This window comes from Streptomyces sp. NPDC107471 (assembly GCF_055582845.1).
Genome location: NZ_JBVJPC010000009.1, coordinates 148,923 through 160,146 on the forward strand (window position 1 = coordinate 148,923; position 11,224 = coordinate 160,146).

Sequence of the window (11,224 nt, forward strand, 5' to 3'; positions counted from 1 at the left end):
ACCCCGGGGCGTGGACGGCGGCGGTCCCCGCCGCGCGGTCGAGCCGCGCGCGGAGTTGCCCGCGCTCGCCAGGAAGCACGACGAGAAGGGCGGGGCCGCGGGAGGCACCGGGAGGCGCGAGAAGGTCGCGCCGCACACGTACGGCTTCCCGTTCCGCCTCCGAGAGGACCCGCTCCCGTGACCGCCGCGCTCACCGCCCAGGGCGACGTCCTCGGCACCCCCGCCCACCGCGACGGCAACGTCCTGCGCTGGCTCGCCGCCTACACCGCCTCGATGACCGGCGACAGCGTCTACTACCTCGCGCTGTCCTGGGCGGCCGTCCAGTCCGGCACACCCGCGCAGGCCGGGATCGTGACGGCCGTCAGCGCGCTCCCACGGGCCCTGCTCATGCTCGGCGGAGGAGTGATCGCCGACCGGTTCGGACCGCGCCGGGTCGTCATCGGCAGCGACGCGGTGCGCTGCGCGGCCGTGCTCGCCGTGGCGGGGCTGCTGTTCCTCACCACTCCCGGGCTGTGGCCGCTGGCCGTGCTGGGGCTCGTCTTCGGCACCGTCGACGCCGTGTTCGTGCCGGCCGTGGGAGCCCTCCCCGCGCGCGTGACGAGTCGCGGCCAGCTCGCGCGCGTGCAGGGCCTGCGGGGGCTCGGCATCCGTTTCGCGAGCGTGGTGGGCGGCCCGCTCGGCGGCCTCGCGGTGGCGGTCGGGGGAGCGGCGGCCGCGTTCGCCCTCGCGGGAGCGCTGATCGCGGTGTCCGTGCCCCTGCTGATCGCCGTGCGCATACGGCCCCTGCCCGCGGGCGACGACGACGAAGAGGCCGAGAGCACTCCGTGGCACGACCTGCGTGCCGGACTGGGGTACATCCGCCGCCACCGCGTCCTCGCCCCGCTGATGCTGGCCATCGCCCTCGGCGACCTCGGCTTCGTGGGGCCCCTCAACGTCGGTCTGAGCCTGCTGGCCGACGAGCGCGGCTGGGGCGCCTCCGGGATGGGTTGGGTGCTGGGCGGGTTCGGGGCCGGAGCCGGGCTCGCCTCGCTGCTGCTGGCCGTACGCGGGCGCGTGCCGCACGCCGGGCACGTGATGGCGTACGCCTGTCTCTGCGGGGCGGTCGCCATCGGCGCGCTCGCCTTCGTCCCGGACGTCGTCGCGGCCGCCGGGACCGCCCTGCTGATCGGAGTGCTCGCCGGGCTCAGCGGCGCCCTGTGCGTCGCCCTGCTCCAGACCCAGGCCGACCCCGCCCGCCTGGGCCGCGTGACCGCCGTCGCCTCACTGGTGAGCCTCGGCCTCGCACCGCTCAGCATGCCGCTGTCGGCCGCCGCGATCGGCGTCTGGGGCACCGGGCCGGTCTTCGTGACCAGCGCGGCGGTGTGCGGGCTCGGCGGGGTGGTCGCGCTGTGCGCCCCCGACCTGCGCCGCGCCGAACTCCCCACCTGACCCGCCTGACCGGTCAGACCCGTCGGATCCGCCTGGTCCGCCTGATCTGTCGGATCCGCCTGGCCCGTCGGATCCGCCCGACCCGCCTGGCCCGTTAGACGTGGCCGACCCGCCTGATCCGCCCGCCCCGCCTGACCGTCTTACCCGTCAGACCCGTCGGATGGGTCAGATCCCGAGTTCCTTTGCCTCGTGCAGTCTGGCGATCGCCTCCTTGTCGCCGTCCAGATCCACCTTGGCCGCGCTCTGCCGCCCGTACAGGAACAGCAGCAGCTCCGAGGGCTCACCCGTCGCCGTCACGACCGGGGTGCCCCGGTGGGCGACCGCGGTCTGGCCGTCCGGGCGGCGCAGCACCAGACCGGTCGGGACACCGCGGCCCATCAGTCGGGCGGTGCGCTCCAGGCGGGACCACAGGGCGTCCTGGAAGACCGGGTCCAGCTCGCGCGGCGCCCAGTCGGGACGGGCCCGGCGGACGTCCTCCGTGTGGACGTAGAACTCCACCGTGTTCGACAGCTCCTCGACCTGCTTGAGCTGGAACGGCGAGAAACGCGGCGGGCCCGTACGGATGAGCTGGATCAGCTCCTCGTAGGGCTTCTCGGAGAACTCGGCCATCACCCGGTCCAGGCGGGACGCGAGCTGCTTGATCAGCAGACCCCCGGCGGCGTCGGGACGGCGCTCGCGCACCACCACGTGCGCCGCGAGATCGCGGGTGAGCCAGCCCTCGCAGAGAGTGGGGGCGTCCGGACCCTCGGCCTCCAACAGGTCGGCGAGGAGAAGTCGTTCACGCTTGGCGAAAGTCGACATGCAGTCAGCCTACGACCGCACTCCGGGTCCGCACAGTGGACACCCACGGTCACTGTCAGTGGCGCGCGGCACAATGGCTCCCATGACCAGCACGCCCCCGCCCAGCAGCCTCGACCCCGAGATCGCCGCGCGCCTCAAGCGCAGCGCCGACGGGCTCGTCCCCGCCATCGCCCAGCAGTACGACACCGGTGAGGTGCTCATGCTCGGCTGGATGGACGACGAGGCGCTGCACCGCACGCTGACCACCGGCCGCTGCACCTACTGGTCGCGCAGCCGCGGGGAGTACTGGGTCAAGGGCGACACCTCCGGCCACGTCCAGTGGGTCAGGTCCGTCGCCCTCGACTGCGACGCCGACACCGTGCTCGTCAAGGTCGACCAGGTCGGCGCCGCCTGCCACACCGGCGCGCGGACCTGCTTCGACGAGGACGTGCTCCGCAAGGACGGCGCCGATTCCGGCGCCACCGCCCCGGGTCAGTAAGGTCAGCCGCCATGGACCTCGAGACCTTCCGCAAGCTGGCCACCGACCGCCGTGTCATCCCCGTCACGCGCAAGCTCCTGGCCGACGGCGACACCCCGGTCGCCCTCTACCGCAAGCTCGCCGCCGAGCGCCCCGGCACCTTCCTGCTGGAATCCGCGGAGAACGGCCGCTCGTGGTCCCGCTACTCCTTCGTCGGCGTCCGCTCCGCCGCGACCCTGACGGCCCGTGACGGCCAGGCCCACTGGCTCGGCACCCCGCCGGTCGGCGTCCCCGTCGACGGCGACCCGCTGGCCGCCCTGCGCGCCACCATCGAGGCCCTGCACACCCCCCACCAGGAGGGCCTGCCGCCGTTCACCGGCGGCATGGTCGGCTACCTCGGCTACGACATCGTCCGCCGCCTGGAGAAGATCGGCCCCGGCGAGCGCGACGACCTCAGGCTGCCCGAGCTGACCATGCTCCTGACCAGCGACCTCGCCGTCATGGACCACTGGGAGGGCTCGGTCCTGCTGATCGCCAACGCGATCAACCACAACGACCTCGACACCGGCGTCGACGAGGCCCACGCGGACGCGGTGGCCCGCCTGGACGCCATGGAGGCGGACCTGTCCCGCGCGGTGGCCCAGCCCCCGGCGGTCCTCCCGCCCTCCGAACTGCCCGAGTACACCGCGCTCTGGGGCGGCCCCGACTTCCAGCGGGCCGTCGAGGACATCAAGGAGCGCATCCGGGCCGGTGAGGCCTTCCAGGTCGTCCCCTCGCAGCGCTTCGAGACGCCGTGCACGGCGAGCGCGCTGGACGTCTACCGGGTCCTGCGGGCCACCAACCCCTCCCCGTACATGTACCTGTTCCGCTTCGACGGCTTCGACGTCGTGGGCTCGTCCCCCGAGGCCCTGGTCAAGGTCGAGGACGGACACGCCATGGTCCACCCCATCGCCGGCACCCGCTGGCGCGGCGCGACCCCGCAGGAGGACCAGGCCCTCGCCGACGAACTGCTCGCCGACCCCAAGGAGCGCGCCGAGCACCTCATGCTCGTCGACCTCGGCCGCAACGACCTGGGGCGGGTCTGCGAGCCCGGCTCGGTCGAGGTCGTCGACTTCATGTCCGTCGAGCGGTACTCCCACGTGATGCACATCGTCTCCACGGTCACCGGCAAGGTCGCCCCCGGCCGCACCGCCTTCGACGTCCTCACCGCCTGCTTCCCCGCGGGCACCCTCTCCGGCGCCCCCAAGCCCCGCGCGATGCAGATCATCGACGAACTGGAGCCGTCCCGGCGCGGGTTGTACGGCGGCTGCGTCGGCTACCTCGACTTCGCGGGCGACTCCGACACCGCGATCGCCATCCGTACGGCCCTCCTGCGCGACGGCACGGCCTACGTCCAGGCGGGCGCCGGCGTCGTCGCCGACTCCGACCCGGTCGCCGAGGACACGGAGTGCCGCAACAAGGCGGCGGCGGTCCTGCGGGCGGTCCACACGGCGAACCGACTCGGCGAGTAGGGCGATTCTCACGCGGCCCCGGGTGACCGTTCGCCCCCGGTTCGGGTGATAGTGGGGTACGTGACTGCCGTACCTCACCCCCGTTCAGAAGCCGCAGGACCCGCCAGGGCCGGCCGCATCAGTCTCGCCACAGCCCTGCTGGCCGGTGCGCTCGGCGCGGCCGTGGCACTGCTGGCGACCCGTCAGCGCTGGTCGGAGGGGACCGCGACGGTGGCCGGCGGCGCGTTTCCCCTGACCGCCAAGGGCAGCGACGTGACCGGTGTGCCGGCCGCGCTGGCCATAGTGGGCCTCGCCGCGCTCGTCGCCGTCTTCGCCGTGCGCAAGGCGGGACGGCTGCTCGTCTCCGCGGTGCTGGCGCTCTCCGGCGCGGGGATCGTGGTGGCGGCCCTGATCGGCGCGGGTGACTCCTCGGCGCTGGACGAGCAGGCCGCGAAGGCGTCCGGGGACACGTCGGCGACGGTCTCCGAGCTCTCGCACACCGCTTGGCCCTACGCGGCCGTGGTCGGGGGCGCGCTGATCCTCCTGGCCGGACTGCTCGCTCTGCGGTACGGGCGGCTGTGGCCCGCGATGTCGGGGCGCTACGAGCGGGACGGGGCGCCCCGGGTGCGGCGCAAGCCTGTGCCGGTGGATCCCGACCGGCCCGAGGACATCTGGAAGGCGCTGGATCGTGGGGAGGATCCGACGGGGGCGTAGCGGTCGGATCCCGGCCGCGGGTCCGTGGGGGCCTGTCGCGCGCAGTTCCCCGCGCCCCTGCGGGGCGCGTCCGGGCGACCCCCGCACACGTCGCGTCCTCGCGTGCGGAACAATGGACCCCGAGCGTCCGGCTCAGTCACGTACTTCAGCACCTAGGAGCAAGCAATGGCGGGCAGCAGCCACGGTCACACCCCGGCCGCCTGGACCGGTGTCACTATCGCCTTCATCGGTTTCTGCGTCGCGGGCGCCTTCATGGTGATGGCCCAGCCGGCGGGCTTCTGGGCCGGTATGGCGATCGTGGTCGTCGGCGGCATCGTCGGCTGGATCATGAGCGCGATGGGGATGGGCATGCCGAAGGACACCCACAAGCCGCTCGCCACCGCCCAGCCCGAGTCGGCGGACGCCAAGAGCTGACCCAGCACCTCGTGAAGGGGCGGCCCGGCGGAAGTGCCGGGGCCGCCCCTCACGCGTTCCACGGGAGGACGGGGGACAATGCCGGACGTGAACGCCGACACTGAGCGCATGCCGTCCCGGACCGGTCTGTCCGGACGCCTGGCCGTCCCGGGCGGGATCCTCGCGGCCGTGGCCGGGGCCTTCGCGTACGTGGGGACCGTGGACCCGAACCAGCCCGGCCACTACCCCGTCTGCCCGCTCTACCGGATCACCGGCCTGTACTGCCCCGGCTGCGGCGGACTGCGCAGCGCGCACGCCTTCGTGCACGGTGACCTCATGGCCGCCCTCCAGGACAACGCGCTCGCCGTCGTGGGCTATCTGGGCTTCGCCGTGCTGTGGACCGTCTGGGTGGTCCGCGCGGCGCGCGGACGGCCGCTGCGGCTCGGTCTCGGACCGGTGCACCTGTGGACGGCGGGGGCGTTGCTGCTGGTCTTCACGGTTGTCCGGAACCTGCCCTTCGGTGGCTGGCTCCATCCTTGATCAACCGGCGAACGTCCAGTACGGGGGCACCTCCCGCCCGAGCGTGCGAAGCTTGTTCGAGGGTGGGGAACGTACCGGCGTCAACCGGATGCGAGGGCTACGCCCTCCTGCGGATACCATCGCAGTGACCACCTGTTTTCATCGGTCGCTGGAACTGTCAACCGTCTGGAAGGGGGCCGCTCGCGTGAGTGTGCTCGACGAGATCATCGACGGAGTCCGTGCCGACCTCGCGGAACGGCAGGCGCGCGTCAGCCTCGACGAGCTCAAGGAGCGCGCGGCGAAGGCTCCCGCGGCCAAGGACGGCGTGGCCGCACTGCGCGGCGACGGCGTCAAGGTCATCTGCGAGGTGAAGCGCTCCAGCCCCTCCAAGGGCGCGCTGGCCGCGATCGCCGACCCGGCGGGCCTCGCCGCCGACTACGAGGCGGGCGGTGCGGCCGTCATCTCCGTCCTCACCGAACAGCGCCGCTTCGGCGGCTCGCTGGCCGACCTGGAGGCCGTCCGCGCGCGCGTGGACATCCCGGTCCTGCGCAAGGACTTCATCGTCACGTCGTACCAGCTCTGGGAGGCCCGGGCCTACGGCGCCGACCTCGCGCTGCTCATCGTCGCGGCCCTGGAGCAGCCCGCCCTGGAGTCCCTGATCGAGCGCGCCGAGTCCATCGGGCTCACCCCGCTCGTCGAGGTCCACGACGAGGACGAGATCGAGCGCGCGGTGGACGCCGGAGCGAAGATCATCGGTGTCAACGCGCGCAACCTCAAGACCCTCGAGGTCGACCGCGGCACCTTCGAGCGCATCGCCCCCGAGATCCCCGCCCACCTGGTCAAGGTCGCCGAGTCCGGAGTCCGCGGCCCGCACGACCTGATCGCCTACGCCAACGCCGGCGCCGACGCGGTCCTGGTGGGCGAGTCCCTGGTCACCGGCAAGGATCCCAAGACGGCGGTCGCGGACCTGGTGGCGGCGGGCGAGCATCCCGCACTGCGCCACGGGCGCGGATGATCACCCGCTAGGCTTGTCCGCGATGACTCCGACGACCTTCACGACAGCCACGGACCGGTACGCCCGCCTCGCGCGCGGCTGCCGCCCCCGTGGTTGCCGCGCGCCCGCACGCAGGGTGCACGGGCGTCGAGTGCGCTACGTCATCGGGGACGAACCCGGTCAGGTGAACGGCATGCGATGGCAGCGCCCCGTCAGGGGCGCGGGGAACTGCGCGACCAGCCCAAACGGTCCCGCAGCCAACTGACTTCTCCGCCCCCCACGGCGCTCAGTGTCTTTTTCACGCACTCACCGTGAGGTTCAGCCATGCCCAGCGAGTTCTTCATCCCCGACCCCGAGGGTCAAGTTCCCAGCGCCGAAGGCTACTTCGGCGCCTACGGCGGCAAGTTCATCCCGGAGGCCCTCGTCGCCGCCGTGGACGAGGTCGCCGTCGAGTACGACAAGGCCAAGCACGACCCCGAGTTCGCCCGCGAGCTCGACGACCTGCTCGTGCACTACACCGGCCGGCCCTCGGCACTCACCGAGGTGCCCAGGTTCGCCGAGCACGCCGGCGGCGCCACGGTCTTCCTCAAGCGGGAGGACCTCAACCACACCGGCTCCCACAAGATCAACAATGTCCTCGGTCAGGCCCTGCTCACCAAGCGCATGGGCAAGACCCGGGTCATCGCGGAGACCGGCGCCGGCCAGCACGGCGTCGCCACGGCCACCGCCTGCGCGCTGTTCGGCCTCGAGTGCACCATCTACATGGGCGAGATCGACACCCAGCGCCAGGCGCTCAACGTGGCCCGGATGCGGATGCTCGGCGCCGAGGTCATCGCCGTGAAGTCCGGCAGCCGCACCCTGAAGGACGCGATCAACGAGGCGTTCCGCGACTGGGTCGCCAACGTCGACCGCACGCACTACCTGTTCGGCACGGTCGCGGGCCCGCACCCCTTCCCGGCCATGGTCCGCGACTTCCACCGGGTCATCGGCGTCGAGGCCCGCCGCCAGCTCCTGGAGCGGGCCGGCCGGCTGCCCGACGCGGCCATCGCCTGCGTCGGCGGCGGCTCCAACGCCATCGGCCTCTTCCACGCCTTCATCCCCGACACCGGCGTACGCCTCATCGGCTGCGAGCCGGCCGGGCACGGCGTGGAGACCGGCGAGCACGCGGCGACCCTCACCGCGGGCGAGCCCGGCATCCTGCACGGCTCCCGCTCCTACGTCCTCCAGGACGAGGAGGGCCAGATCACCGAGCCGTACTCGATCTCGGCCGGTCTGGACTACCCGGGCATCGGCCCCGAGCACTCCTACCTCAAGGACTCCGGCCGCGGCGAGTACCGCGCGGTCACCGACGACGCGGCCATGCAGGCCCTGCGCCTGCTGTCCCGCACCGAGGGCATCATCCCGGCAATCGAGAGCGCGCACGCGCTGGCCGGCGCCCTGGAGGTCGGCAAGGAGCTCGGCAAGGACGGGCTGATCGTCGTCAACCTGTCCGGTCGCGGCGACAAGGACATGGACACGGCCGCGCGCTACTTCGGCCTCTACGACACCGACGCCGCCGTCGCGGCGGACGAGGCCGGCACCGGCGCGGAGATCGAGGGGGACGCAAAGTGAGCGGGACCGGGCTGAACAGCAAGAAGGGCCAACTGCTGTCGGACACCCTCGCCGCCGCCAAGGCCGAGGGCCGCGCCGCGCTCATCGCCTACCTCCCGGCCGGGTTCCCGACCGTGGACGGCGGCATCGAGGCGATCAAGGCCGCCTTCGACGGCGGCGCGGACATCGTCGAGGTCGGTCTGCCGCACAGCGACCCCGTCCTCGACGGCCCCGTCATCCAGACCGCCGACGACATCGCCCTGCGCGGCGGCGTCAGGATCGCGGACGTGATGCGGACGGTCAGGGAGACCTACGAGGCCACCGGCAAGCCGGTGCTCGTGATGACGTACTGGAACCCCATCGACCGCTACGGCGTCGAGCGCTTCACCGCCGAGCTCGCCGAGGCGGGCGGCGCGGGCTGCATCCTGCCCGACCTGCCCGTGCAGGAGTCGGCGCTGTGGCGGGAGCACGCCGAGAAGCACGGGCTCGCCACGGTCTTCGTGGTCGCGCCCAGCAGCAAGGACGCGCGGCTCGCCGAGATCACCGCGGCGGGCAGCGGGTTCGTGTACGCCGCCTCGCTCATGGGCGTCACGGGCACCCGCGAGTCGGTCGGGGCGCAGGCCCAGGACCTGGTCGAGCGCACCCGGGCCACCGGCACCGGACTGCCCGTCTGCGTCGGGCTCGGTGTCTCCAACGCCGAACAGGCCGCGGAGGTGGCCGGCTTCGCCGACGGTGTGATCGTCGGCTCGGCCTTCGTGAAGCGGATGCTGGACGCGCCGGACGACAAGGCCGGCGCCGAGGCCGTCCGCGGGCTAGCGGGCGAGCTGGCGAAGGGCGTGCGCCGACAGGTGTAGGTCTGCCGCGCGCCTGTCAGGGCGTGCCGGAGAATTCGGTCACTCGAACGGGTGGACCTGGGGCCGGGGAGGCGCGGTGCGCCTCCCCGGTTCGTTCTGCGGGTGTGAGCGAGAAGAACCGTGAGGGAAAGCGCACCGCCCGCGAGCGGCTGGCGGAGGAGCGCGCGAAGCAGAAGACCGCGGAGAAGCGGCGCCGGGTGCTGATCGTGGGTGCGAGTGTCGTGTGCGTCCTCGGTCTCGCCGCGGTGGTCGGCGTCGTCGCGGCCAACTCCGGCAAGGACAAGAAGGACAGCTCCTCGGGCCCGGTCGTGGTGCCGTCGGGGGCCAACGGCCAGGACAGTCTCGCCATCCCGGTCGGCAAGGAGGGGGCCAGGTCGACGCTCGTCGTCTGGGAGGACTTCCGCTGCCCGGCCTGCAAGGCCTTCGAGACGGCGTACCGCCCGACGATCCACGAGCTCACCGGCTCCGGGAAGCTCAAGGTCGAGTACCACCTGGCCACGATCATCGACGGCAACATGGGCGGCACCGGCTCCCGCAACGCGGCCAACGCGGCGGCCTGCGCCCAGGACGCCGGGAAGTTCCCGGGGTACCACGACGTGCTGTTCGAGAACCAGCCCGTGGAGACCAGCGACGACTACGCCGACAACGACAGACTGCTCGAACTGGCGAAGAAGGTCGACGGCCTCGACACGCCCGCGTTCCGCACCTGCGTCGAGAAGGGCACCCACAACGGCTGGGTGGACAAGTCCGCGGCCGCCTTCCGCAACGGCGGCTTCTCCGGCACCCCGACCGTGCTGCTCGACGGCAAGAACATCTACCAGGACCAGTCGATGACCCCGGCGAAGCTGAAGCAGCAGGTGGAGGCCGCCAACAAGGGCTGACGGCCGGTAAGACGGGGGCCGGTGCCTCTCACCCGCCTGTTATGGACCCGTTGCCGGGCCGCCTGCCGTGGGCCCGGCCCGGCAGGGTAGCGTCGACCCTGCCATGGAAATTGCCTACATTCCCAGCCCGTCGCGCGGGGTGATCCACCTCGGTCCCATCCCGCTGCGTGGCTATGCGTTCTGCATCATCATCGGCGTCTTCGTTGCCGTCTGGCTCGGCAACAGGCGCTGGATCGCCCGTGGCGGGCGGGCCGGCACGGTGGCCGACATCGCGGTCTGGGCCGTGCCGTTCGGACTGCTCGGCGGCCGCCTCTACCACGTGATCACGGACTACGAGCTGTACTTCAGCGAGGGCCGTGACTGGGTGGACGCCTTCAAGGTCTGGGAGGGCGGCCTCGGCATCTGGGGCGCGATCGCGCTCGGTGCGGTGGGCGCGTGGATCGGCTGCCGCCGCCGGGGCATCCCGCTGCCGGCCTACGCCGACGCCATCGCCCCCGGCATCGCCCTCGCGCAGGCCGTCGGCCGCTGGGGCAACTGGTTCAACCAGGAGCTGTACGGCAAGCCGACCGACCTGCCGTGGGCCCTGCACATCACGTCCTCCACGGACGGACGGGTGCCGGGCTACTACCACCCGACGTTCCTGTACGAGTCGCTGTGGTGCGTCGGTGTCGCGCTCCTCGTCATCTGGGCCGACCGCCGCTTCAAGCTCGGGCACGGACGGGCGTTCGCGCTGTACGTCGCCGCGTACTGCACGGGCCGCGGCTGGATCGAGTACATGCGCATCGACGACGCCCACCACATCCTCGGGCTCCGGCTCAACGTCTGGACCGCGATCATCGTGTTCCTGCTCGCCGTCACGTACATCGTGGTCTCGGCGAAGAAGCGGCCCGGCCGCGAGGAGGTCGTCGAGCCGGGCGCGGACACCGACGACGGTGAGCCCGGCGAGGCCGAGAGGACCGACGCCGACGGGAAGGCCGACGGCGACACCGACGCCGACGAGAAGGCCGACGCCGAGACCGCCGACGAGGCCGAGTCGGCCAAGAAGAGCTGACGGTCGGTCGTACGTACGTCGACGAGGGCGCCCCGAGCTGTCGGGGCGCCCT

The 11,224-nt window shown here is 72.5% G+C and carries 13 protein-coding genes; 12 read left to right on the top strand and 1 reads right to left on the bottom strand.

Features of this window, described 5'->3' with window-relative positions:
- Nucleotides 1-177 precede the first annotated feature (177 nt).
- Nucleotides 178-1,428, top strand: coding sequence for an MFS transporter (locus ACZ66S_RS28825; RefSeq protein WP_469904457.1), 1,251 nt, complete (start codon nucleotides 178-180; stop codon nucleotides 1,426-1,428).
- A gap of 165 nt (nucleotides 1,429-1,593) precedes the next feature.
- Here ACZ66S_RS28825 and ACZ66S_RS28830 read toward each other — a convergent pair whose 3' ends face one another.
- Nucleotides 1,594-2,229 carry a TIGR03085 family metal-binding protein gene (locus tag ACZ66S_RS28830; protein WP_469904458.1) on the bottom strand — a complete coding sequence of 212 codons (636 nt, stop codon included), beginning with the start codon at nucleotides 2,227-2,229 and terminating at the stop codon, nucleotides 1,594-1,596.
- Between the two features lie 82 nt (nucleotides 2,230-2,311).
- Here ACZ66S_RS28830 and hisI point away from each other — a divergent pair, with 82 nt between their 5' ends.
- From hisI to lgt, 11 genes are all read left to right on the top strand, one after another.
- On the top strand, nucleotides 2,312-2,707 hold the full coding sequence (gene hisI, locus ACZ66S_RS28835; protein WP_469904459.1) for a phosphoribosyl-AMP cyclohydrolase: 396 nt from the start codon (nucleotides 2,312-2,314) through the stop codon (nucleotides 2,705-2,707).
- Nucleotides 2,708-2,718: 11 nt separating this feature from the next.
- Nucleotides 2,719-4,197 (top strand): anthranilate synthase component I, encoded by a 1,479-nt coding sequence (locus ACZ66S_RS28840; RefSeq protein ID WP_469904460.1) that lies wholly within the window; start codon nucleotides 2,719-2,721, stop codon nucleotides 4,195-4,197.
- 51 nt (nucleotides 4,198-4,248) lie between these two features.
- Nucleotides 4,249-4,890 carry a TIGR02234 family membrane protein gene (locus ACZ66S_RS28845; protein ID WP_469904461.1) on the top strand — a complete coding sequence of 214 codons (642 nt, stop codon included), beginning with the start codon at nucleotides 4,249-4,251 and terminating at the stop codon, nucleotides 4,888-4,890.
- Nucleotides 4,891-5,055: 165 nt separating this feature from the next.
- Complete coding sequence (locus ACZ66S_RS28850) at nucleotides 5,056-5,304, top strand: HGxxPAAW family protein (RefSeq protein ID WP_280852056.1); 249 nt, start codon at nucleotides 5,056-5,058, stop codon at nucleotides 5,302-5,304.
- A 78-nt stretch (nucleotides 5,305-5,382) separates the two neighbouring features.
- Complete coding sequence (locus tag ACZ66S_RS28855; protein WP_469904462.1) at nucleotides 5,383-5,823, top strand: DUF2752 domain-containing protein; 441 nt, start codon at nucleotides 5,383-5,385, stop codon at nucleotides 5,821-5,823.
- Nucleotides 5,824-6,007: 184 nt separating this feature from the next.
- Complete coding sequence (gene trpC, locus ACZ66S_RS28860) at nucleotides 6,008-6,817, top strand: indole-3-glycerol phosphate synthase TrpC (protein WP_053853133.1); 810 nt, start codon at nucleotides 6,008-6,010, stop codon at nucleotides 6,815-6,817.
- A gap of 22 nt (nucleotides 6,818-6,839) precedes the next feature.
- Nucleotides 6,840-7,061 carry a tryptophan biosynthesis modulator TrpM gene (trpM, locus tag ACZ66S_RS28865; protein ID WP_436844100.1) on the top strand — a complete coding sequence of 74 codons (222 nt, stop codon included), beginning with the start codon at nucleotides 6,840-6,842 and terminating at the stop codon, nucleotides 7,059-7,061.
- A gap of 59 nt (nucleotides 7,062-7,120) precedes the next feature.
- On the top strand, nucleotides 7,121-8,407 hold the full coding sequence (trpB, locus tag ACZ66S_RS28870; protein ID WP_469904463.1) for a tryptophan synthase subunit beta: 1,287 nt from the start codon (nucleotides 7,121-7,123) through the stop codon (nucleotides 8,405-8,407).
- Complete coding sequence (gene trpA, locus ACZ66S_RS28875; RefSeq protein WP_469904464.1) at nucleotides 8,404-9,240, top strand: tryptophan synthase subunit alpha; 837 nt, start codon at nucleotides 8,404-8,406, stop codon at nucleotides 9,238-9,240. The genes trpB and trpA overlap by 4 nt, the downstream gene beginning before the upstream one ends.
- Before the next feature lie 104 nt (nucleotides 9,241-9,344).
- Complete coding sequence (locus ACZ66S_RS28880; protein WP_469904465.1) at nucleotides 9,345-10,121, top strand: DsbA family protein; 777 nt, start codon at nucleotides 9,345-9,347, stop codon at nucleotides 10,119-10,121.
- Between the two features lie 103 nt (nucleotides 10,122-10,224).
- Nucleotides 10,225-11,172: a prolipoprotein diacylglyceryl transferase gene (gene lgt, locus ACZ66S_RS28885; protein WP_469904466.1), complete on the top strand. Its 948-nt coding sequence runs from the start codon at nucleotides 10,225-10,227 to the stop codon at nucleotides 11,170-11,172.
- Nucleotides 11,173-11,224: the final 52 nt, after the last annotated feature.